At 59.3% G+C, this 23,094-nt stretch carries 22 protein-coding genes; 13 read left to right on the top strand and 9 right to left on the bottom strand.

Features of this window, described 5'->3' with window-relative positions:
• Position 1: 1 nt before the first annotated feature.
• A complete protein-coding gene (locus CHN51_RS02120; RefSeq protein WP_164088955.1) occupies positions 2-1,297 on the bottom strand; it encodes a M48 family metallopeptidase in 1,296 nt (431 codons plus the stop codon).
• A 103-nt stretch (positions 1,298-1,400) separates the two neighbouring features.
• Here CHN51_RS02120 and pepN point away from each other — a divergent pair, with 103 nt between their 5' ends.
• The 6 genes from pepN to CHN51_RS02090 all read left to right on the top strand — a co-directional run bounded on the left by pepN (position 1,401) and on the right by CHN51_RS02090 (position 9,794).
• Entirely contained in the window at positions 1,401-3,998 is a 2,598-nt protein-coding gene (gene pepN / locus CHN51_RS02115) for an aminopeptidase N (RefSeq protein WP_100095379.1), read from the top strand.
• Positions 3,991-4,752, top strand: a complete 762-nt coding sequence (gene pgeF / locus CHN51_RS02110) for a peptidoglycan editing factor PgeF (protein ID WP_240616833.1) — start codon at positions 3,991-3,993, stop codon at positions 4,750-4,752. Before pepN ends, pgeF begins: the two co-directional genes overlap by 8 nt.
• A gap of 110 nt (positions 4,753-4,862) precedes the next feature.
• Positions 4,863-6,269 (top strand): DASS family sodium-coupled anion symporter, encoded by a 1,407-nt coding sequence (locus tag CHN51_RS02105; RefSeq protein ID WP_100092532.1) that lies wholly within the window; start codon positions 4,863-4,865, stop codon positions 6,267-6,269.
• A 96-nt stretch (positions 6,270-6,365) separates the two neighbouring features.
• Positions 6,366-7,643, top strand: a complete 1,278-nt coding sequence (locus CHN51_RS02100; RefSeq protein WP_240616932.1) for a cystathionine gamma-synthase family protein — start codon at positions 6,366-6,368, stop codon at positions 7,641-7,643.
• Positions 7,644-7,708: 65 nt separating this feature from the next.
• Positions 7,709-8,545, top strand: a complete 837-nt coding sequence (locus CHN51_RS02095; RefSeq protein WP_100092530.1) for an HAD-IIB family hydrolase — start codon at positions 7,709-7,711, stop codon at positions 8,543-8,545.
• A 34-nt stretch (positions 8,546-8,579) separates the two neighbouring features.
• Positions 8,580-9,794, top strand: a complete 1,215-nt coding sequence (locus CHN51_RS02090; RefSeq protein ID WP_100092529.1) for a glycosyl transferase — start codon at positions 8,580-8,582, stop codon at positions 9,792-9,794.
• A 12-nt stretch (positions 9,795-9,806) separates the two neighbouring features.
• Here the strand turns inward: CHN51_RS02090 and CHN51_RS02085 are convergent, their stop codons facing one another.
• On the bottom strand, positions 9,807-11,585 hold the full coding sequence (locus tag CHN51_RS02085) for a sugar phosphorylase (protein WP_206169940.1): 1,779 nt from the start codon (positions 11,583-11,585) through the stop codon (positions 9,807-9,809).
• A gap of 103 nt (positions 11,586-11,688) precedes the next feature.
• On the opposite strand from CHN51_RS02085, the gene CHN51_RS02080 reads away from it, so the two are divergent.
• On the top strand, positions 11,689-12,909 hold the full coding sequence (locus tag CHN51_RS02080; RefSeq protein ID WP_206169938.1) for a glycerate kinase: 1,221 nt from the start codon (positions 11,689-11,691) through the stop codon (positions 12,907-12,909).
• Here the strand turns inward: CHN51_RS02080 and CHN51_RS02075 are convergent.
• Positions 12,906-13,472 (bottom strand): TetR family transcriptional regulator, encoded by a 567-nt coding sequence (locus CHN51_RS02075; RefSeq protein ID WP_100092526.1) that lies wholly within the window; start codon positions 13,470-13,472, stop codon positions 12,906-12,908. The genes CHN51_RS02080 and CHN51_RS02075 overlap by 4 nt on opposite strands.
• A gap of 452 nt (positions 13,473-13,924) precedes the next feature.
• Here CHN51_RS02075 and CHN51_RS02065 point away from each other — a divergent pair, with 452 nt between their 5' ends.
• Positions 13,925-14,332 (top strand): nuclear transport factor 2 family protein, encoded by a 408-nt coding sequence (locus CHN51_RS02065; RefSeq protein ID WP_100092524.1) that lies wholly within the window; start codon positions 13,925-13,927, stop codon positions 14,330-14,332.
• A gap of 17 nt (positions 14,333-14,349) precedes the next feature.
• Positions 14,350-14,913, top strand: a complete 564-nt coding sequence (locus CHN51_RS02060; protein ID WP_100092523.1) for a pyridoxamine 5'-phosphate oxidase family protein — start codon at positions 14,350-14,352, stop codon at positions 14,911-14,913.
• A gap of 351 nt (positions 14,914-15,264) precedes the next feature.
• Here CHN51_RS02060 and CHN51_RS02055 read toward each other — a convergent pair whose 3' ends face one another.
• The 4 genes from CHN51_RS02055 to CHN51_RS02040 form a co-directional block, all read right to left on the bottom strand.
• Complete coding sequence (locus CHN51_RS02055; RefSeq protein WP_100092522.1) at positions 15,265-15,741, bottom strand: GreA/GreB family elongation factor; 477 nt, start codon at positions 15,739-15,741, stop codon at positions 15,265-15,267.
• A 3-nt stretch (positions 15,742-15,744) separates the two neighbouring features.
• Positions 15,745-15,954, bottom strand: a complete 210-nt coding sequence (locus CHN51_RS02050; RefSeq protein WP_100095378.1) for a hypothetical protein — start codon at positions 15,952-15,954, stop codon at positions 15,745-15,747.
• Positions 15,955-16,019: 65 nt separating this feature from the next.
• The gene (locus tag CHN51_RS02045) at positions 16,020-16,586 is read right to left on the bottom strand and encodes a DUF1993 domain-containing protein (RefSeq protein ID WP_100092521.1); all 567 of its coding nucleotides are present in this window, start codon (positions 16,584-16,586) and stop codon (positions 16,020-16,022) included.
• Positions 16,587-16,733: 147 nt separating this feature from the next.
• Positions 16,734-17,459: an HAD-IB family hydrolase gene (locus CHN51_RS02040; RefSeq protein WP_346426340.1), complete on the bottom strand. Its 726-nt coding sequence runs from the start codon at positions 17,457-17,459 to the stop codon at positions 16,734-16,736.
• A 61-nt stretch (positions 17,460-17,520) separates the two neighbouring features.
• On the opposite strand from CHN51_RS02040, the gene CHN51_RS02035 reads away from it, so the two are divergent.
• The 4 genes from CHN51_RS02035 to CHN51_RS02020 all read left to right on the top strand — a co-directional run bounded on the left by CHN51_RS02035 (position 17,521) and on the right by CHN51_RS02020 (position 21,065).
• Positions 17,521-18,633 (top strand): ABC transporter permease, encoded by a 1,113-nt coding sequence (locus CHN51_RS02035; protein ID WP_100095376.1) that lies wholly within the window; start codon positions 17,521-17,523, stop codon positions 18,631-18,633.
• Positions 18,633-19,448, top strand: a complete 816-nt coding sequence (locus tag CHN51_RS02030; protein WP_100095375.1) for an ABC transporter ATP-binding protein — start codon at positions 18,633-18,635, stop codon at positions 19,446-19,448. The genes CHN51_RS02035 and CHN51_RS02030 overlap by 1 nt, the downstream gene beginning before the upstream one ends.
• Before the next feature lie 65 nt (positions 19,449-19,513).
• Positions 19,514-20,461, top strand: a complete 948-nt coding sequence (locus CHN51_RS02025; RefSeq protein ID WP_100092520.1) for an MlaD family protein — start codon at positions 19,514-19,516, stop codon at positions 20,459-20,461.
• 10 nt (positions 20,462-20,471) lie between these two features.
• Positions 20,472-21,065, top strand: coding sequence for an ABC-type transport auxiliary lipoprotein family protein (locus CHN51_RS02020; RefSeq protein WP_164088953.1), 594 nt, complete (start codon positions 20,472-20,474; stop codon positions 21,063-21,065).
• 17 nt (positions 21,066-21,082) lie between these two features.
• On the opposite strand, the gene CHN51_RS02015 is transcribed toward CHN51_RS02020, so the two are convergent.
• Together CHN51_RS02015 and lgt are read right to left on the bottom strand one after the other, a co-directional pair.
• Positions 21,083-22,162: an SAM-dependent methyltransferase gene (locus tag CHN51_RS02015; RefSeq protein WP_240616831.1), complete on the bottom strand. Its 1,080-nt coding sequence runs from the start codon at positions 22,160-22,162 to the stop codon at positions 21,083-21,085.
• A complete protein-coding gene (gene lgt, locus CHN51_RS02010) occupies positions 22,155-23,036 on the bottom strand; it encodes a prolipoprotein diacylglyceryl transferase (protein WP_100092518.1) in 882 nt (293 codons plus the stop codon). Before lgt ends, CHN51_RS02015 begins: the two co-directional genes overlap by 8 nt.
• Between the last annotated feature and the right edge of the window lie 58 nt (positions 23,037-23,094).

Here is a 23,094-nt window from a genome sequence, read left to right as displayed (position 1 = left end):
GCTATTCCTGTTCCAGCTTGCCGGGGTTCTGAATCACCGGATTTTCGACATTGTCGGCCTTCCACTGCATTGCCATCCGCACACGCGTGGCACCCGAGGGATGATCGAAGAACAGCATTTCTTCGATCGGTCCCGGTTCGATCTTGCGATATTCCGACAAGCGCATCGAAACCTCGGCAAATCCGTCCGGTTCTCTCGCCGAATCCAGCCCGAATTGGTCGGCGTCGCTTTCGGTAATCCTGACGAGGCTATTGAGTGCCGGCGTCGCGGCGAAGAAATAGGCGGTCAGTATGAGGCTGAGCAACGGAATCGCCGCAGGATCCGACATGTTCCGGATGCCCCATCTCGCGCCATGGCGTTCGATCAGCCGGGGCGCGAGCCGCGCGATAACGAACAGTCCGAAACCAATGATGAGCGCCAGAATGAATATTGTGCGCCAGGTATGGCCGAGTACATAATGGCCCAGTTCATGGCCCATGACCGCCGCGACCTCTTCCGGATCGGTGCGCTCGAGCAAATTGTCGTTGAGTGAAATCCGGATCGTTGGTCCGATACCGGAAACATTGGCCGATATTCTCTTATGCTGTTTGGACTGGTCGAACACATAGATATTGTCAGCCGGAATATCATATTCCGCCGCCATCGCGACAATCCGGTCGCGCATCGGTCCTTCCGCCATCTCCTGATAGTCATTGAACAGGGGCGAAATGAACACCGGCCCAAGCATCATGCCGATAAACAGAAAGATCGAAATCACGCCGGTTCCCCAGAGCCACCAGGTCTTGGGCGCGCGCCGGATCACCGCGAAGATCGCCATGATCAGCAGCGAGAACATGATCAGCGAGATCACGAGGCCGATCATCTGCTCGCCGAACCAGCCCCCGAAAGCCTGGCTCATCAGGTCATATTGCTGTTCCCGGAAGAAGTCGGTGTAGATCGTCCATGGCAGGGTGATCAGAAAGCCGGCAATCACATAGGGCAGGGCATAGAGGGCAGGTTGCAGCCATTTTCTGCTGGTCACCCGTTCGGCCCAGTCGCGGAAGCGAGCCGACAGGCGAGACTGCAGGATCAGGAAGTCGACCAATATGCCGACGATGGCGCCCCAAAGGATCAGCCAATAGCCACCTTCAAAATAATTGTTCGACTTCTCGAGCTCTGCGCCCTGCAATGTGTCGATATAGGCGCGGCTGGCCTGTTCGACATCAAAGGCTGGTGCGCCGGATTGCGCGAAACCGCTTTCCACCGGCAGGCCGGCGACCAGCATGGCGGCGACAAATAGCATCAATATTCTCGACATGACCCACTCCCTTTGACCCAAGCCATAAACGCAATTGCGCGGGGTGCAAATGGCTCTTATGGCAAGGCCCATGCTTGATGTTCAGAAAACACCCAATGACGAAATGGCCGATGCCGCGCCAGCCCCCAAGGATCCCGCGACGATCCGGCGCGAGGACTATCGTCCGCCTGCCTGGTTCATTCCGGAAGTCGAACTGGATTTCCAGCTCGGTCTGGATCATACGCTGGTCCGTTCGAAACTGGATGTCCGCCGGTCGAAAAGCGCCCGGGCAGATGAACCGCTGGTGCTGCAGGGAGATGATATCACCCCGAACGCGGTCAAGGTGGACGGTGCCGCATTTACCGACTGGAAACTGGTCGAGGGCGATCTGGTCCTGCCGCTGAGCGGCGCATCGCATATCGTCGAAATTGAGGTCGAACTCGATCCGTCGACAAACACCCAGCTGATGGGTCTCTATGCATCGAACGGGATGTTGTGCACGCAGTGCGAGGCGGAAGGATTCCGCCGGATCACTTTTGCTCCCGACCGGCCCGATGTGCTGAGCCGCTATCAGGTGCGGATGGAAGCGGACAAGGCGAAATTCCCCGTATTGCTGTGCAACGGCGACAAGGTTGCCGACGGCGATGGCGAAAATGGGCGCCACTGGGTGCAGTGGAATGATCCATGGCCGAAGCCGAGCTATCTCTTCGCGCTGGTCGCCGGTGATCTGGTCGCCAATAATGACAGTTTCACCACCCGCTCGGGCAAGCCGGTAGAGCTCAATATCTGGGTCCGCGACGGCGATCTCGATCGCACCGGTCATGCCATGCAGGCGGTCAAGGATTCGATGCGCTGGGATGAGGAAACCTATGGCCGCGAATATGATCTTGGCCTGTTCAACATTGTGGCGGTCAGCGATTTCAACATGGGCGCGATGGAGAATAAGGGGCTGAATATCTTCAACTCCCGCTATATTCTCGCCGATCCCGAAGTCGCGACGGACGCTGATTTTGACGGAATCGAGGGCGTCGTCGCGCATGAATATTTCCACAATTGGTCGGGAAACAGAGTGACTTGTCGCGACTGGTTCCAGCTTAGTCTGAAGGAAGGTTTCACTGTCTACCGCGACCAGAGCTTCTCTGCCGACATGGGTTCGGCTGCGCTGAAGCGGATCGAGGATGTGCGGATATTGCGGGCAGCGCAATTCCCCGAGGATGCGGGGCCATTGGCCCATCCGATCCGTCCGGAAAGCTATCAGGAAATCTCCAATTTCTACACCGCGACCATCTATAACAAGGGCGCGGAAATCATCCGGATGATGAACACACTGATGGGACCGGAGAATTTCCGCAAGGGCACCGATCTCTATTTCGACCGGCATGACGGCGAAGCCGCGACCTGCGAGGATTTTGTCACCGCAATGGAAGACGGCGGCGATATTGATCTCAAACAGTTTCGCAAATGGTATGAGACGCCGGGCACGCCGCGGGTAAGCGCGACGCTGTCCCACGACCCGCAAACCGGTACGGCCACAATCCGGCTGACGCAGAGAATCGCGCAGAATGGCGAAAAGCCGAAGCCGTCCGAACTGCTCATTCCGCTGCGGACGGCGCTGCTCGATCCGGAAACCGGCGCGCACCAGGGCGAACAGCTGCTGTTGCTCGATCAGGCCGAGAAAAGCTTCGCGCTTGAAGGCTATAAGGAACGGCCGATCCTGTCGATCAATCGCGGTTTCTCCGCGCCGATCATATTGGACAGCGACCAGACCGCCGAGGAACTGGCCTTTCTGTCGGCCCATGACGACGATCCCTTCGCCCGGTTCGAGGCGATGCAGCAACTGATGACCAATTATCTGACGGCCAGGGTTTCGGGCACGCCGGTTGATCGGGATATTATCCTGCTGGCGGTCGCGAAAATACTCGCGGACACGTCAATCGACCCTGCCTTTCTCGCCGAGCTGATCCAGCTGCCCAGCGAAGCCTTTCTTGGCGACCAGATGGTCGAGGTCGACCCGCAGGCGATTCACGAGGAACGCGAAAAATTGCGCGGCAAGATCGCGGTGCAGTTCGAAAAGCAGTTCCGAAAATTGTACAAAAGCTGCTGGCCGGGTGAATTTTCGCTCGACGCAGAGGCCCGCGGCAAGCGCAAATTGCGCAATGTTACTCTGGGCTATCTTGCGGCCTCCTTTTCCGAAGATGCCGCAGAAATCGCCTTTGACCAGTATCGCGAAGCGGATAATATGACCGCCATGCAGGGCGCGCTGGCGGTCTTGTCCAATCTGGAATCGGAGGAACGGTCGGCAGCTTTTGATAATTTCTACAAGAGATTCAAGGACAACGCGCTGGTTCTGGACAAATGGTTCAGCCTGCAGGCGATGTCGCAGCGTCCGGATGCGCTGAAGCGGATCGACAGTCTGTCGCGGCATCCCGACTTCACCCTGTCCAATCCCAACCGGGTGCGCGCGCTTTATGGTGCGTTCACCGGTAATGCGGTGCGTTTCCACGATCCGTCGGGCAAAGGCTATCAGTTGATCGCCGATATGGTGATCGCGCTGGACAAGCAAAATCCGCAGACCGCAGCGCGCTTTATCCCGCCCCTCGGGCGCTGGCGCCGCTACGAACGGGGACGGTCGGAACTGATGCGGCTGGCGCTGGAGAAGATCGCTGGGCAACCGGATCTCTCGAAAGATGTTGCCGAACAGGTGCACAAGAGCCTTGCTTGATATCACTACGTCTCCCTTGCTTGAAGGCGCGAAACACGGTTTTCTTGGCCGGGCAGGGGATGTTTCGGAAGGGATTTATGCGGGACTGAATATCGGTCTGGGCAGCGATGACGATCGCGAGACGATCATGGAAAACCGCCGCCGCGCCACGGAAGGCGTGCTGCCGGGTAGCGAACTGGTGACGGTGCACCAGATCCACAGCGCGGAAGTCATGACTGTGACCGGACCCCTGCCGCTGGACCAGCGTCCGCAGGCCGATGCGATGGTGACGGACAGGCCGAACCTGCTGCTCGGGATATTGACCGCCGATTGCGTGCCGGTGCTGTTTCACGATCCCGAAGTCAAAATAATCGGCGCCGCCCATGCCGGGTGGAAGGGCGCTTTGGCCGGGGTTACCGACAATGTGATAACCGCCATGGAAGCGCTTGGTGCGAATCGCAGCAATATCGCCTGCGCCATCGGCCCTTGCATTGCGCAGACCAGCTATGAAGTCGACGCGGCCTTCCGCGCGCGGTTTCTCGAAGCCGATGCGGATAATGATCGCTTCTTCGCGGCGGGCAAAACGGACCATTTCCAGTTTGATATCGAGGATTATGTCGCCGCCCGCCTGCAAGCGGCGGGCATCACCACATTCGATAAACTCGGCCTCGACACTTATGCCAACGAGGACCGCTATTTCAGCTATCGCCGCTCCTGCCACCGTGACGAAGCGGGCTATGGCAGGCAGATTTCGCTGATCGGCCTTGCGGTTTAATATTGATTTCCGCCGTCACCCCAGCGAAGGCTGGGGCCTAAACCGATCTGGTCTCTAAGAAGGGCCTATCGATTTTTACGCCAGCCCATGCTGGCAAACGGGGAGAGGGCATGAACGCACAACGCATCGGTCTATGGGCGGGGCTCGCCGGATTTGGCGCCATGCTGCTCGTGCCGGCTCCGGAAGCGATGTCGACGCCCGCCTGGCACGTGGCCGCGCTGACCCTGCTGATGGCGACATGGTGGATGACCCAGGCGGTGCCGCTGACAGCGACCGCGTTGCTGCCGTTTCTCGCGCTGCCGACGATGGACGTGATGAGCGCGGGCGAAACCGCCAGTCAATATTATTCGCCGATCCTCTTCCTCATTCTCGGCGGCGCTTTTCTCGCTCTGGCGATAGAGCGTGTCGGCCTGCACAAGCGGCTGGCGCTGGCGATTATCGGCCTGTCCGGCAAGACCGCCTGGGGCATATTATTCGCCTTCATGATCGCCACCGCCTTGCTCAGCATGCTGATCTCCAACACATCTTCCACTCTGATCATGATCCCGATCGCGCTGGCGGTGCTGGTCGCGGGGGGCGTCAAGGACGGCGAGACTGAAGGCTTTGCTGGCGCCCTGGTCATGGGTGTCGCCTTCGCCGCGTCGATCGGCGGGCTCGGCACTCTCGTGGGCAGTCCGACCAACGCGATTGCCGCCGGTCTGATCAACAAGACATTGGGCATGAATCTCAATTTCCTCAGCTGGCTGAAATTCGGCATCCCGATCGTGCTCATTGGTATCCCCGTTCTCGCCGCCATTCTCATTGCAGTGCAAAAGGTTGGCCGGCACAGTTTCGACGGCGTGAAAGCAAAATTGGCGATCGGCTCGCCGGGTCCGTGGAGCGTGCCGGAGAAGCGCGTGGTCCCGGTCGTCGCGATCGTCGTGCTCGGCTGGCTGTTTCTGCCGCAGCTCAAAACGCTCTTCCCCGATGGTGCCCTGCACGATGGCAGTGTCGCCATTTTCGGCGGACTGCTTTTATTCTCGCTGCCCGATGGCACCGGTCGGCGGCTGCTCAACTGGGATGAAGCAGACAAGGCGCCATGGGGCGTGATCATGCTGTTCGGCGGCGGCCTTGCGCTGGCCGCAGGGATCATCGAGTCTGGTCTGGCAAGCTGGCTGGGCGGTGCATTGGAACCCCTGAAATCGGTACCGGTGCTGGTCATAGCTGTCGCCTTGGTCGCGCTGGTCATTCTGGTCACCGAATTTGCTTCCAACGTCGCCACCGCCAGCGGCATCATGCCGGTGGTCGCCAGCCTGATCCTCGCCACCGGCGTCGATCCGGTGCTGCTCGCTGTGCCTGCCGCAATGGCGGCCAGCTGGGGCTTCATGCTGCCTAGCGGTACCGGTCCCAATGCGATTGCCTGGTCGACCGGCCATATCGAGCTGCCGAAAATGCTGAAATCCGGCCTGCTGCTCGACCTCGCCGGCATCCCGATCATAATCGGCTGCATCTGGATGGTTTCCGTTGTAACCAGTTAGATTTTCAGGCAAGACTCGGCATAAATATTTGATTTGGAGAGACAGAATATGGCCAAGCAAGATGACCCCAACGCAGCCGTCCCGGTGACCCGCCGCATGCCGAAGGCACCGATCGAGAAAATCGGCGGCCGCAAGCTGAAACCGGCGACCCTGATGATGGGCCATGGCTATGATCCGGAGCTTTCGGAAGGCTCGCTCAAGCCGCCGATCTTCCTGACCTCGACCTTCGCCTTTGAAAATGCCGCCGCTGGCAAAAGGTTTTTCGAAGGGATTACCGGCAAGCGCCCCGGCGGTTCCGATGGCTTGGTCTATTCCCGCTTCAACGGCCCCAATCAGGAAATCCTTGAAGACCGGCTGAGCATCTGGGACGAAGCCGAGGACGCGCTGGTTTTCTCCAGCGGCATGTCGGCGATCACCACGGTGCTGCTGGCCAACGTCAATCAGGGTGATGTCGTCGTCCACAGCGGGCCGCTCTATGCCGCGACCGAAACCCTGATCAACAAGATACTCGGCCGCTTCGGCGTCACCTTCCTCGACTTCCCCGCCGGCGCGAGCCCGTCGGAAGTCGCCACGATGCTTGAAGAGGCGAAAGTGAAGGCCGCAGCCAATGGCGGCAAGGTCGCGATCATCTATCTGGAAAGCCCGGCCAATCCGACCAATGCTCTGGTCGATATCGAAGGCGTGGCTGACGCGCGCAAACAGGTGTTTGGCGATGAAGCCGCACCGCCGATCGCCATCGACAACACCTTCCTCGGTCCGCTCTGGCAGCAGCCGCTGAAACATGGCGCCGATATCGTCATCTACAGCCTGACCAAATATGTCGGCGGGCACAGTGATCTGGTCGCGGGCGGCGTGCTCGGCAGCAAGGCCCACATGGATCCGATCCGTGCGATCCGGAACACGATTGGCACGATCTGCGATCCGAATACCGCCTGGATGCTGATGCGCAGCCTCGAGACGCTCGAACTGCGCATGACCCGGGCCGGTGAAAATGCGGAAAAGGTCTGCGCCTTCCTGCGCGACCATCCCAAGGTCGATGGTCTCGGCTATCTCGGCTTCATTGAGAGCAAGAGCCAGCAGGATATCTACGACCGCCATTGCAGCGGCGCCGGTTCGACCTTCTCCCTGTTCATCAAGGGTGGCGAGGCGGAGGCCTTCCGCTTTCTCGATGCAATGAAAATCGCCAAACTGGCGGTGAGCCTCGGCGGCACCGAAACATTGGCCAGCCTGCCCGCCGCGATGACCCATATTTCGGTCCCCGACGAACGCCGCGCCGCGCTCGGTATTACCGACAATCTAGTGCGCATATCGATCGGTGTCGAAGATCCGGATGATTTGATCGCCGACTTCGACCAGGCGCTGGCGGCGGTTTGATCGCAGACTGAACGCTTCTCCAGATTAGCGCTTTCCGGTTCAGGCCGGAATGCTATATCACGACCATGGCAAAGCGACCCGTCTACCCCGTGATATGCACCGACCTGGATGGCACGCTGCTCGATCATCACAGCTATTCGGCCAAACCCGCGGATGGGCTGGTCGCTGATCTGGCCCGGCAGTCGCTGGCGGAAGTCGTCCCGGTTACCAGCAAGACCCATGCGGAACTGCTTCACCTGCAGCAGACACTGCCCCTGCCATTCTCACTCTGCGTGACGGAAAATGGTTCGGTCATTCATGGCCCCGAACGCTTTTTAACCGGCGAGGGCGGTCGATCTGGCAGGATCACATTGGGCATCGCATATCCGGCGATACTGGAACAGGTCAGCAAGCTGCCCCGCTCGCTGCGCAACCACTTTACCGGCTTTGCCGACATGTCTGTCGATGCGGTGGTCGAGGCGACCGGGCTGGCCCGCGACGATGCGCGGCGGGCGAAGGACCGTCAGGCGACCGAACCCTTTCTCTGGTCCGGCACCGACAGCGAGCTGGAATCGCTCGCTGCAATTGTCGTCGAAACCGGCCTGCGGATCCAGCGGGGCGGACGATTTTATCATCTGACCGGCCACGCGACCAAGGAGCAGGCGATGGCCCGGATCATCGAAACCATCGCCGGCCGAAAACCGGACTGCGACATTTTTTCGATCGCGCTCGGTGACGGGCCCAATGACCTGGCGATGATCGAGGCGGCCGATTTTGGCGTGATCATGCCCAATCCGCAGGGCGTCACAATTGTCTCGGCCAAGCCCGGCGTCCGCACCGCCCCGGCGCCGGGCCCGGAGGGATGGGTGAGCGCGGTCACGGAAATTCTGGCAGAATTGGGTTTAAACATTCCCGAAAGCTGATTAGGCTGGTCTCTCGGCAAACACAGGGACATATATGGCTGATTTTCATCAAAACGGTTCAATTTCCACGCTCCACAATCTGTCCGGTCGCTCGGTCGATTCGCTGGAGGCCGATTTGATGGGCTTTCGCAAAGCCAATCCCATGGCGCTGGTCCTGCCCAGTCTGTTTTCCGAACTGGAAGGTCCCGCGCTCGAAAATATCGTCGATGAACTGTGCAAGGTGCCCTATCTCGACGACATCATCATCGGGCTGGATCGCGCCGACAAGGAGCAGTTCGAATATGCGAAACAATATTTCTCGCGGCTGCCGCAACGCCATCATATCCTCTGGAACAGCGGCCCGCGGCTGACTGCGCTCGATGCGGAGCTGAAGGAATGCGGCCTGTCACCGGCGGAACCGGGCAAGGGCCGCAATGTCTGGTTCTGCTTCGGCTATTTCCTGTCTGCCACCAACGCCCAGGTGGTCGGGCTGCATGATTGCGACATATTGACCTATGACCGCGAATTGCTCGCCCGCCTGATGTATCCGGTCGCGAACCCGACTTTCCCCTATGTCTTCTCCAAAGGCTATTATGCGCGGACGACCGAGGAAAAGTTCAACGGTCGCGTGGTGCGCCTGCTGATCGGCCCGCTGCTGGCGGCGCTGAAAAAAGTCTGCGAGCCCAATGACTATATCACCTATCTGAACAGCTTCCGCTACGCGCTGGCTGGCGAGTTCGCGATGGGCCGGCAGGTCGTCAAGAATATCCGTATCCCGTCGGACTGGGGTCTGGAAGTAGGTGTTCTCTCCGAAGTGTGGCGCAACCAGTCGACCCAGTCGATCTGCCAGGTCGAGATTGCCGACAATTATGATCACAAGCACCAGTCGGTCTCGCATGACAATCCCGAAGGCGGTCTGTCGAAAATGAGCATCGACATCACCAAGTCGCTGTTCCGCAAGCTAGCCACCGACGGGCAGGTCTTTTCCGCCGGCACCTTCCGCACGCTCAAGGCGACTTATTTCCGGATCGCGCTGGATCGAATCGAGACGTTCTATAACGACGCGGTAATGAACGGCCTGACGCTTGACCGGCACGAGGAAGAAACGACGGTCGAACTGTTTGCGCAAAATATCATGACGGCGGGCGAAGTCTTTCTGGAATCACCGAACGAGACGCCCTTCATGGCCAACTGGAACCGGATCAACAGCGCTATTCCCGACTTTACCGACCGGTTCAAGGAAGCGGTCCGGCTGGATAACGAAGATTAGGCCGGGGGAAGACTAGGCCGGTTCGGGGGCCACGTTGCTGAACCATACGGTCCGATAAGGCGACAGGCTAAACTCACCCTCGATATCGGTGATGATATGGCCGGAAATCAGATCCCACCAGTGGTCACCGGCGATCAGATTGATGTCCGCCAGTGACAGCATCTTCTCTTCCTTCGTCACATTGGTAATGGCGAAGATGCTCTGTTTCCGCTCCCGGCTCTGGCGCCAGATGCCGAACAAGCCTTCGGGCAGCGCCAGCGTGAATTGCACCGCATTGGGGTGAAAGGCCTGCTGCTGTTTGCGGGTTTCGACCAGTGAGAGAAAACGGTTGAATACCTGCGCCTCGACGGTTTCCGGATCGGCCAGTTTCGCGGAAATTTCATCATAATCCAGCTGGCGCCGGTTAATCGACCGGTTGTGGCCGGTCCGGTTGACCTCTTCATAGCCGTTGGGGGTTGCCAGCAGGCTGTGAATATAGATCGCCGGAATGCCCTCCAGCGCCAGCATGATCGCCATCGCCGCCATGAACCGCTCGATCTGATATTCGTCCGGCCCGTCCAGCGTTCCCTGCATCGCCTCGAAAAAGGAGATGTTCATCTCATAGGGCTTCTCGGTTCCGCCCGGCCCGCGCCGCATCGACACCCGCCCGCCAAAGCCCTGGATAGTGGCCAGCATCTGGTCGACCTCGCCTTGCGGCAGGGCGCCTTCGGTCGGACGCAGGCCGATGCCGTCATGGCTGGCGGTGAAATTGAGATAGGTGCAGCCGGTCAGCGCCGGCGGATTGCTGCGGGTTAAGCGCTTCAGATAGAGCGCGTTGCCGGTCAGCAGCGCGTGGACCAGCAGCGGCGGCAGCGAGAAATTATAGATGACATGCGCTTCGTTCTGGTTGCCGAAATAGGTCAGATTCTCGTGATTGGGGATATTGGTTTCGGTGATGATGACCAGCGTCTCGGCATGATGGTCCATCAAGGTACGTAGCAGCCGGATGATCTCGTGGGTTTCGTCGAGATTGATCGAGGGCGTGCCGATTTTCTTCCACAGGAAGGCGACCGCGTCGAGCCGGAATATCCGCACGCCATGGTCGATATAGGCGGCGATAATCTTGACAAACTCGATCAGCAGCTCGGGATTGGTGAAGTCGAAATCCAGCTGGTCGCTGCTGAACGTGCTCCAGACATGGCGGTCGCCGGATGCGGTCCGAAACGGTGTCAGCAGGGGATGAGCGCGTGGGCGCACCACCTGTCCGAGATCGGTGGCCGGATCGGCGGTATAATAATAATCCTTGCCCGGTGCCTCGCCGGACAGAAATTGCTGGAACCAGACGGATTTGCTCGATCCGTGATTGATCACCAGATCGCCCATCAGACGATAGTCGCCGGCGATTCTCTCGATATCGGACCAGTCGCCCAGCTCCTCGTCGACCGCGAGATAATCGATCACCCCGAAACCGTCATCGCAGCTATAGGGGAAAAAGGGCAGGATATGCACGGCGCCGATGGTCTGGCCGATATGCTGCTTTAGGAAGCGGTGCAGAGTCCGCAGCGGCCGCTCGCCCTCCGACCGGATGGTGCCGCCATAGGTGATCATCGCGACATCGCTCTCGTCCCACAAATGTTTGTCGGCGATTTCCGAGCGCGGGATCATCTGGCTCTTGTCGGGCCAGAACAGATCGACGATGCGCTCCGCCAGCGCCTCGCAATCCTGATCGGGGTAGAGCGCGCCCAGATGCGCCGTCAGCCGGTGCAGAAGATGGTCGATAGTGGCGCGATCATTCATGGCTGCTTCTGTCACTCCGAAAATCTTCTTGACCCCGGCGAAACAATCGGGCCCTTATTGTGCAGTGCATCAAACAACAAATCCTGATTCAATAAAAGCTTTTTTAGAGGATCTCTATTTGCAGGCGCTGCAACCCGCGCTGCCTGCCAACGCCATGCGCGATGTTCAATGGCCCCGGGTGGCGGGCCGGACCTATCTTCTTTCCATTGGCAAGGCGGCCACGCAAATGGCTGCTGCTATACTGGATCGCCTGCCCGAGAATGCCGACGGCCTGATCGTGACGCGCCAAGGCTATGTCCAGCCGGGATTCGCGCCGGATAATCTTCAGATCATCGAGGCGTCGCATCCGGTCCCTGATTCCCTCGGCGCCGAAGCCGCGCAAAGCGCCCTGCAGGCAGCGGACGCGCTCGGCGAAGAGGATCTATTGCTGGTACTGATGTCCGGCGGGGCAAGCGCCTTGCTCCCCGCGCCGGCCGACGGGATATCGCTGGCCGAAAAACAGGCCGTGACACGCGCCCTGCTGCGCAGCGGCGCGCCGATTGGCGAAATGAACAAGGTCCGCAAGCATCTCTCGGCGATCAAGGGCGGGCGGCTGGCCGCGAGAGCCTGGCCGGCGGCAACCCATATGATTGCCATTTCCGATATTCCGGGCGACGATATCGCGATGATCGGGTCGGGGCCGACGGTTGCGGACAGCTCGACCTGCGCTGACACGCTCGCCATCGCCGCGAAATATGACATCGAGCTACCGCCCGCGATCAAGGCGCACCTTCTGTCAGGCGCGCTCGAAACCCCAAAAGCGGATGATCCGAAAATGCAACGCGCGACCGCCGAACTCTGCGCCCGGCCGGCGGACATGTGCGCAGCGGCGGTCGAAGCTGTCCGGTCCATGGGCTATGAACCGGTCATGCTGGGCGACGCGCTCGAGGGCGATGCACTGGAACTCGGGACGGACCATGCTGCGCGGGCGCTGGCCGCCAAGGCCAGTGGTCGAAAGGTTGCGCTGATATCGGGGGGCGAGGCGACCGTGACCTTGCGCAACCGCAACGGTCGCGGTGGCCGTTGCACGGCCTATCTGCTGGCCTGTGCCCTGGCGCTGGACGGGGAAGCGGATATCTGCGGATTTGCCGCCGACAGCGACGGCATAGACGGATCAGAAGACAATGCCGGCGCCTTTCTGTGGCCGGGCGTTCTGGACAAGATGGGCGGGGCAGGACAGGCACGCGAGCTGCTCGAACAGGACAATAGCTATATTGCCTTCGAACAGGCCGACGCTCTGCTGATGACCGGAGCGTCCGGCACCAATGTGAACGATTTGCGGGTGCTGCTGATCGGCTAGCGAGCGAGCGCAGCATCGATGACGGAAGCGGCGGCCGCCTTGGCATCGGCAATGACCTGCTTGTGATCACGCAAATGGGCGAGCACGATCGCGCCTTCCTTGATCACCAGCAATTGTCTCGCAAGGCTCTCGGGATCCCTGGCAACGGTTTCCCGGGCTATGCCGGTGAAATAGAGCGACAGGAGTCGTTTATGTTCCGCGGCGGTCGCGTGGATCGGGTGGCTGCTGTCCTGATATTCCGATGATGCCTTGATGAACATGCAACTGCGAAAATCCGGCTCCTCGAACCATTCGCCCAGCGCATCAAATATTGCCAGCAGCCGGTCTTCGCCATCGGTCGCCAGGGCTTCAACCCGTCGCCTGAGCCAGTTGCGAAACTGCTCGTCGCGCAAGCGCAAGGTGGCGAGGATCAATTCCTCCTTGGTCCGGAAATGCTTGTAGATCGCGGTCTTGGAGACGCCGGTTTCCTTGGCCAGCCGATCCATGCCGATCGCGTGGAAGCCACCTTTGTAAAAGGAGGCGAGCGCTTTTTGTACCAGCTCGTCGCGTTTGGAAGCGCTCACAGATAATTCTCCATTACCATTACTGATCGGTAAATAGCGATTCGACCGAAAATTTGCAATGACCTTCCGAACATCGCTCAGAAAACAAAAATTTTTATGACCTGATTCCAATGGGATCGGAAATCTCGGAGGTGGCTTTTCTTATTAACATTGACAGATCGGTACAGGTTGCATATCCGGACATTAACCGATCAGTACATGTTTGGGAAGCAAGGCCTGGTGAGTCGCAAGGAAAGGAAATGCCAAATGTCGTTCCGGAAGATCGATCTTACTGGCCTCACTTGGGACGTCACCTTCGGCCAATCAGCGAAGCGTTCCTATTTTCCGCGGCGCGTTTCCCTGCCTGTTCAAACCGCGACGTCCTCCCCCCGGACTGATCCCCGCGCGGTTTCCTGCGGGGCGTTCACCCCCGGCGCCCCGCAGGTCTCTCTCTCCTCGATTTGGAAGTTGATATGACCGAAATTCTTGTCCCGCCCTTCACCGAAGCGACCGCCCGCGCCAAGGTACAGGCTGCCGAAGATGCCTGGAACAGTCGCGACCCCGAACGCGTCGCGCTCGCCTACACAGCGGATAGCGAGTGGCGCAATCGCGACCGTTTCCTGACCGGGCGCGATGAAATCAAGGCCCTGCTCACCGCCAAATGGCAAAAGGAGCGCGACTATAAGCTGCGGAAGCAATTATGGGCCTTTGCCGGCAATCGCATCGCGGTCCGCTTCGAATATGAGTGGCGTGACCAGGAGGACCAATGGTGGCGCAGCTATGGCAACGAAAACTGGGAATTCGCACCCGACGGGCTGATGCAGAAACGTTTCGCCAGCATCAACGACGTACCGATCAGCGAAAAAGAACGCCGTCTTTAGCCGCAAGGAGAAACATCATGGCCCGTGCCTTTGCCGAAATCGCATTCACCCCCTCCGTGCGATCGATCCAGGAAAAACAGGGGTCGGCCGACAGCTATGGTAGATTGCTGCAGCCGGAGGTTAGGGGCGGCGACCGGCTGACCGCCCGTGAAGCGGAGTTTATCGCTGGGCGGGACGGTTTCTACCAGGCCACCGTGTCCGAAACCGGCTGGCCCTATGTCCAGTTTCGCGGCGGGCCGCGCGGCTTCCTGAAAATATTGGGCGAGACACAGATTGCCTATGCCGATTTTCGCGGTAATCGCCAATATGTCAGCGTCGGCAATCTCTCGGTTGATGACCGGGTATCACTGATACTCATGGACTATCCCAATCGCCGTCGGCTCAAGATTTGGGGCCATGCAACAACCGTCGGTGCTGCGGAGGCACCGGCCATGGTGGGGGCATTGCAGGACGAAGATTATCAGGCGCTGTCCGAACGCGCGGTGATCATCACGATTGCCGCCTTTGACTGGAACTGTCCGCAACATATTCCGCAACGATATAGTCTGGATGAGCTGGAGCAGCTGAAATTACTGGATTGACTGGCGGGCCCCAGGTGGGCGCCATAATGGGCATATGTTGCATGCCATCGCCGTTAATTGCCTTTCCTACACCCGGCTCAATCGCTTATCCTCGCGACCGGTCCTTCGCCAGGCCAGGGACGGGCTCTTTGACATCCACTATGGCATGGAGGGAAATACTCCGCCCGCTGGCCGGAAACGCGCCGGATTTCGCACCCCGTCGAAAGGTCACACTAGACGCCGGGATAAGGACCGAAATCGCGCAGAAATCTGCGCTTTTGCGACAAAAGTCACGGAAAAGAAAAGCAGTCTTTTCTGTCAGTTTTCTTTTGATCGACTGCCGCGATATTTTTGCGCGGAACGGCCAACCCGTCAGTCTTGTGGCTGCGCGACGACCTCGATCGACAGCACTTCAATCGCGTCCTCCCGGTCGGCAAAATCGCCGAGATCGCCGGGTTGGAGTCCCATCAATGCCCGGCTGACCGGCGCGGAAAAGGATACCAGCGCATGGGCCGGATCGGCTTCGTCATCGCCGACGATCGAAAGGGTCTTCTGCCGACCGTTGAGAAGGAAGGTCACTCTGGTTCCAAATTCGACCTTTTCGCCGTTCGGTATCGGTGGCAGCTCTGCCGTCGACTGCCGGGTGTTCCAGTAGCGCAGGTCGCGTTTGGCGATCTTGAGCGCGGACTCGTCGGTCAGTGCGGCAACCTCTGCCTGTAACGCAGCAACCCGGTCCTTGATCCGTTGCAGGCCCCGCGCTGTGACCAGATTGGGGCCGACGGGAATCGGATGCTCGAACTTGGGTTCGAGATGCTCGTCATCACCTTCTCTGCGGAAAGCAACGCTCATCGATCAGCTCTTGGCTGTCTTGGGGGTGACCCAGATCGATACCGGCGCGACAAATTTGCCGTACGCCGGCGTGCCGACATCGATGCGCTCGGCGGTGACCAGTTCACCGCTCTCGAGGCTGAAGGAGGCCCAGGGCTTGGGCATGCGGCCAAAGGTCATTTTCTGGATCGGCTGACCGGTGCTGCTGTTCATAATGGTTGCGATAATAGCCATGCCGCGCCGCTTGCGATGGATGGACCGGACTGTCAACCGTCCGGTATTGCATGGCACCGGGACCATCAGCTGTTCGGTATCGTATCAGCCCGAATATAGGGAAACATGTGCGGAATATAATCAGCTTTGCCGAGTTCGATCTTCTCGCTGCGCAATATTGCATAAGCGGTCATCAGGTGGAAATAGAACTGGCCGAGCGCCCAGTCACGGGCATATTGTACTGCGGTGAGATCAAGTACCATGCCGTTTGGAAGTTCGTGCGCGATGGGTTCGTCCGGGTCTTTATCCAGCGCGTTGGGGCTCAGCTTCTCCAGCAATGCAATGGTTTCCTCGATCCGCGCTCTTGCTTCCGCCATCGAACCGGGCTGTTCTCCCGCATTGCGTCCTTCATCCACAAGTTCGCCGATGGACGCGGGGAAGGATTTTCCTTGCAGCCGGAACACGGCTTCCTGCGCTTGCACGCAGGCAAAGCGAATCTGGGTGGAAAGGGGGAACATATCGGGGGCGAGGCGCGCCGTTAGCAAGGCTTCCGAACCAGTATCGGGAAACTGTAACTGCGCCTTGTCCAACCAGCCCGCGAGCGCTTTGAGCATTTGTGTATAGGTCGGTACGAGCAGCTTCGTGAATGACATGTCTTTCCTTCTTCGGCATGGAATTTACAGCGGGGCAATCCGGTCTATTTGATTCATCGCCGGTCGGCTGTCCACAGAAATCAGATTGCCGGAATTTGCGGAACAAGTCGCCGGCCCTTGGTTCCCGGGTTCCCTGTCGCTCTCGGATCAGCGCCAGTCGACGATTTTCCAGCCGCGCTGCTTGGCCAGGTGGCGCAATCTGGGGGTCGGGGTGGTCGCAATCGCCTCGTCCGCCCATTCCAGCATCGCCTGGTCGCTGACATGGTCGGAATAGGCGCGGACATGGGTGTCGGCGCGCTGCCAGCCCTGCTTGGCGAATAATGTTTCGATCCGGTCGATCTTGGCATCGTCGTAGCAATTTTCGCCAATGATCTCAGGCAGCACGCGCCCGTCGCCGTCGACCACCAGCTGCGTGCCGATCAGATGATCGAAGCCCAGCCGGCGGGCAATGGCTTCGGCATAAAGCTCATAGGATGCGGTCACCAGTACCAGTGTCCGTCCGTTGGCGCGATCGGCCTCCACCTGCTCGATCGCCTTCCGGTGGCGATTCGAGCGCAATACCCTGTCGGCAAACCGTTCGATAAGCGGCTGCAGTGCCGCAAGTTCCGGCGAACTGCCCAGCAGCATCCGCTGGTTGAAAGTCTTCAATCGTCCGCGGCTGATCAGCTTGAGCCCATAAGCGATAAAGCCGAAAGGCAGGATCGGCAGAAAGATCAGGCGCCATGGCGACCGGGCGAAAACCATGTGAAACAGGAAAGGCGTATAGGTCCCGCGCACGGTGATCGTGCGATCCATGTCGTAAAGCGATATTTTCTGCATGCCGTCCCGATAATCCCGTTCGCGCCGTCCATAGCAGCCCGCTGGAAAATGCACCAAATATTTGAGCCGTTTAATCTCTTGAGCTTTGGTGCAATTTCGGTCACCTATGGATGCGATGTCGATACCCAGCGATTTTGTCGAAGAGACAGCCGAAGATGGTGCGGTTACGCTGCATTTTTCCGGTGACCTGTCGATCGCCAGCATCGATGATCTACCCGAACGGCTCAGACAATATGAAGGCGAAGCGCAGCGGCTGGATATTTCCGCCACCGGCTATGTCGATACCGTTGGCGCATGGCTGATCCACCGCACAGCGCGTGACTGGCAAGCCGAGATTGTTGGCGCGAATGACGATGCGCAGCGGTTGATTGCCGCGGTCGCTTCGGCCGATCAGCCGACCGAGATCCGGCCGGAACCGGCCAATCCGGTCATTCGGGTGCTGGGCGAAATAGGCGAGGCAACGGCCACCGCCTTTACCACGATGACCGGTCTGATCGGCTTTTTCGGCGCGATCATGATCGGCTTTCTGGGTCTCGTAAGACATCCCGGCAGAATAAGATGGAATGCGGTGATCCAGCGTTTTGACGTGGTCGGCGTCCGCTCGCTCGGGATTATCGGGCTGATGAGCTTTCTTATCGGTCTGGTGATCGCGCAACAGGGCGCGGTGCAATTGCGGCAATTTGGCGCCGAAGTGTTTACCGTCAATCTCGTCGGCCGGCTGACCTTGCGTGAGCTGGGCGTGCTGATGACCGCGATCATGGTTGCGGGCCGGTCGGGCTCCGCTTTTGCCGCCCAGATCGGCACGATGAAGCTGACCGAGGAAATCGACGCGATGCGCACGATCGGAGTATCACCGATCGAGGCGCTGGTGCTGCCGCGCTTTATCGCTGCGGTTGTCATGCTGCCGCTGCTGGGTTTTTACGCCTCGATCGTGGCGATCATCGGTGGCGGCCTGCTCAGCTGGGTCGAACTGGATATCCCGCCGGCAACCTTCTTTGCTCGAATTCGTGAAGTCGTCCCGCTGACCGATGTTTATGTCGGGCTGGTCAAGGCGCCGGTGTTCGGTGCAATTATCGCAGTGACCGGCTGCTATCAGGGTATGCAGGTCAAGGGCAATGCCGAGGATGTCGGCAAACGCACCACCGCTGCGGTGGTGCAGGCAATTTTTCTCGTGATCGTGCTCGACGCCTTTTTCGCGGTCTTCTTTACCTGGATCGGATGGGACTGATGCTCGATTCACAAACCATCACCTATGATCCCGATTATGAAGGGCCGATTGTGAGCGTCCACGGCCTGCGCAATGCCTTCGGCGAGCAAGTGGTCCACGACAATCTCGATCTCGATGTGCAACGCGGCGAAATTATCGGTGTGGTCGGCGGGTCCGGCACCGGAAAATCGGTTCTGATGCGCTCGATCATCGGTCTGCAGACCCCGCAAGAGGGCGAGATCAAGGTCTTTGGCGAACCGATATTGGGGAAATCCGACGCCGAAACGATCGAGATCCGCAAGCGCTGGGGCGTGTTGTTTCAGGGCGGCGCGCTATTTTCGACGCTGACCGTAGCTGAAAATGTGATGGTGCCGATCCGCGAATTCTATCCGGATATGGACCGCGATTTCCGGCGCGAGGTGGCCAAATACAAGGTCTGCCTGTCCGGCCTGTCGCCTGACGCCGCCCCGAAATATCCGTCCGAACTGTCCGGCGGCATGCGCAAGCGGGCCGGCATAGCGCGCGCTTTGGCTCTTGACCCGGAACTGCTGTTCCTCGACGAGCCGACCGCAGGTCTGGATCCGATCGGCGCAGCCGCATTCGACAAGCTGACCAAGGAATTGCAGCAGACGCTGGGTCTGACGGTCTTTCTGATCACTCATGATCTCGATACGCTGCACGCCATTTGCGACCGGGTCGCGGTGCTCGCCGACCAGCAGGTTATTGCGGTCGGAACGATCGACGAACTGCTCGCGCTCGATCATCCGTGGATCCAGGAATATTTCAACGGACCGCGCGGCCGGATGGCATCCGCCGGAAAGAAGATGCTGGGATGAGAATGATGAAGCGGATCAGAGAATTGTTGCAGGTGACGGCACGGCTCGTCATAGAGGTGAAATAGATGGAAACGCGCTCCAACCATATCCTTGTCGGTGTTGTCACTTTGGCGATGCTGGCCCTTGTGGCCGCCTTTCTCGTATGGATCGTCCGCTTCGGCGACGGCACGACAAAACAATATGACATCTTCTTTGCCCAGTCTGTCGGCGGGCTGGCTTCGGGCACCGGCGTCACCTTTGCCGGCGTGCCTTCCGGTCAGGTTCTGAAGGTCGAGCTGTGGAAGAAAGACCCCAATTTTGTCCGCGTCCGCATCGCGGTGAGCGAAGATACGCCGATCCTGGAGGGGACCACTGCAACGATCCAGAGCGTCAGCTTTACCGCACCGCCCAATATCCAACTCGATGGCGCTAAAAAAGGGGCACCACCGATCACCGATCTCGGGCCCGAAGGGGTGCCGGTGATTCCGACCAAGCCAGGCGCGCTCGGCGAATTGCTCAACAGCGCGCCTTTGGTGGTGGAGCGACTGGCGACGCTGACAGACCGGCTGACGCTTCTGCTATCAGATGAAAACCAGAAATCGATCACCGGTATATTGGCCAATACCGACAAGCTGACCGGAAGCTTGGCGAAACAGGCGCCGGGTCTGGAAGCGCTGATGGAAGAATCGCGTATTGCCATCCGCAACGCCGGGCAGACGGCGGAGAAGCTGGGGCTGGTCGCCGACAACACCAATGCTTTTCTGACCAATAACGGCGAGCCGGTGGCGAAAAACCTCGCTACCACACTGGATTCCGCCTCCAAAAGCCTTCTCGCTCTGGAAGGCGTGCTGAAAAATGCGCAGCCTGGTGCGGAGCGGTTTTCGAAGAAGACATTGCCGGAAATCGATCAGCTGGTCGAGGATATGCAGGCGCTGACCAAATCTATGACCAAGGTAACCGAGCGGCTGGATCAGGGCGGGGCAGGGTCCTTGCTCTCGGCTCCGGCGCTGCCGGACTATGAGCCAGGAAAATGAAAGGGCTGATATGATGAGCAAAATCTGGAAAGCCGTCAGTCTGCTGGCCGCAACTTCAGCGCTGGGCGCTTGTGTCAGCTTTGGCGGGGCGGAGCCTCCACCGTCGCTGCTGACCATAACCCCGGACCAGAAATTGTCGGCCGGCGCGGTGCAAAGCGGACCGCAAACCGGTTCACTGGTGGTGGCGCTGCCGGCTTCTCCGCAAAAGCTCAACACTATCCGCGTGCCGGTGCAGACCAGCGGGACGGGTATCGCCTATCTGAAAGACGCCGTGTGGGTCGACAAGCCGGCGCGCCTCTTTCAGGATCTGCTCAGCGAAACCATTGCTGCCAACAACAACCGGCTGGTGCTCACCGCCACCGAGGCGGGTGGTAACGCGCAAACCTATATTACCGGCGAACTGGTCGATTTCGGCCTCGATGGCCCCAGTCTGACCGTTACAGTCACCTATGATGCGGTGAAAATGGTCGTGGACAAACCGGTCGAGAAAAAGCGGTTTCAGGCCAGTGAAAAGGTCTATGCCGCGGAGCCCAATCCGGTCGGAGAGGGCTTGAACCGGGCCGCCAACCGGGTGGCGTCGGAAGTAGCCGAGTGGGTGGGCTAGCAACCTAGAAAGCCTGGCTATTCCTCGCCGTAGCTGAATCCTTCGGGCTCGGGCCAGTCGATCGCGGTCGCCGCCATCACGCGAAACAGGCGGCCCATCTCGTCGACATGGGTCAGCCGTTGATGGGCGGCAAGAACAGTGTCCGTCTCTTTCGGAGAAGCGGCTATCAAAGCCTCGGCGCGCTGGTCTATTCCAAGCGATTTCAGCCATTGGCCCTGTTCGGCGGGACCGTGAATCTTCAGCATCCGCGTGCGGGCGATATTGGCCAATGTATGAAAATCGACATGCGCGGTCAGATCGGAGCTTCCCGGACTGTCGAACGGGCTGACCGGCATATGGTCCTTCACCGCCTGCAGGGTGCTGCCCGTGCCCGGCTTGGTGTAGCCATAATCAATGATCAGCATGGTACCGCCCTGTTTCGCAATCCGGCTGGCGATATGGCCCATCACCTCCACGCTGACCGGAGAGCGCTCGAGGATCGTGTCGTCCGGAAAGCCGCTCATGCTGCTGCCCACCCGCTCCTCGGCCACCTCCTCGCTCGGAACCCCGACAAATTTGCTGCGATCCCTTGCTACCATTTGCCGCCGCCAGCCGGCCGAGGTCGCGACAAATTGCTCGATCGGCAGGGCATCGAAAAATTCATTCGCCACCATCAGCAGCGGCCCGTCTTCGGGCAGGCTGGATATATCATCATGCCATATGGCGTCCGGGTGCAATTGCGCCTGTTTGGCCTTAAGAAGGGGGCTGGTCTCGACAAAATGGACCGATGGATGGCAGCCAAATTTGCGCATGGAGCGCAACGCGTCCTTGGCCAATGTACCGCGTCCGGGCCCCAGTTCGACATAGTGGCAATGATCCGGTGATCCCTGGCGAAGCCACAGATCGGCCAGCCAGATACCGATGATTTCGCCGAACATCTGGCTGATTTCCGGTGCCGTGACAAAGTCGCCTTCTTCGCCGAGCGGGTCCTTGCTGGCGTAATAATAGTCATTAGCAATGGCCATATAGTCGCCGAGCGGGATCGGCCCTTCGCGCTCGATCCTTTCGGCAATGATATGCGCTGCGCTGGGAAGGTCCGCCTTTATGCCGTCAGGCAACGCTCTTGTCTCCGGCCACCGGCTCGACGCGTGCGCGCCGGCCTTTCGCGGTGAACACCAGCCAGGCGCCGAGCAGGATCATAGGCACCGTCAGCCACTGGCCCATGCTGAATCCCGATTGCTCGACCAGCCAGGTCAGCTGGGCATCGGGCTGGCGGAAAAATTCGACGAAGAAGCGGCTGCACCCATAAACCAGCAAGCCGGTGCCGACCAGCTTGCCTGGCTGATAGCGGGCATCGGTCTTCCAGAAGAGCAGCGAGAGAATGATGAAATAGAGAATGCCTTCCAGCCCTGCTTCATAGAGCTGGCTGGGATGGCGCGCGACGTCGCCGCCCATCGGGAAGACAATAGCCCAGGGAACATCGGTTGCCCGGCCCCAAAGCTCGCCATTGACGAAATTGGCCAGCCGTCCGAAGAACAGGCCGAAGGGAATGACGCAGGCGATATAGTCGCACATACGCAGAAAATCGAGCTTCTCCCGCCGCGCGGTCCACCACAGGGCGAGCACAACGCCGATCGTGCCGCCGTGCAGCGACATGCCGCCGTTCCAGACCTGCAATATCCGGATCGGTTCCTGCAAAATCTCGGGAGCGTAGAAAAACACATAGCCGAGCCGGCCGCCGACGATGATGCCGAGTGTCGCCCAGAAGATCATGTCATCGGCATGGCGGCGGGCCATGGGCGAGCCCGGCTGATCGACCAATTTGGTGAGATACCAGTAACCGATCAATATGCCCGCGAGATAGGCCAGCGAATACCATTTCAGCTGGAAGTCGACACCAATCAGTTTTTCAAGATCCAGAGCATTTGGAGATAGGCCAAGATCCGTAAACTGCGTAAACTGTGCCGCATTGGCCAATATAATATCAATCAACTCTTTTCCCCGCGTGGTTTCCTGTCCATATAAAGGGAAATTCCCCTTTACCAAGAGG

This window comes from Sphingorhabdus sp. YGSMI21 (genome assembly GCF_002776575.1).
In the GTDB taxonomy this organism is placed as follows: Bacteria; Pseudomonadota; Alphaproteobacteria; order Sphingomonadales; family Sphingomonadaceae; genus Parasphingorhabdus.
This window is presented reverse-complemented; position numbering and strand designations above follow the sequence as displayed.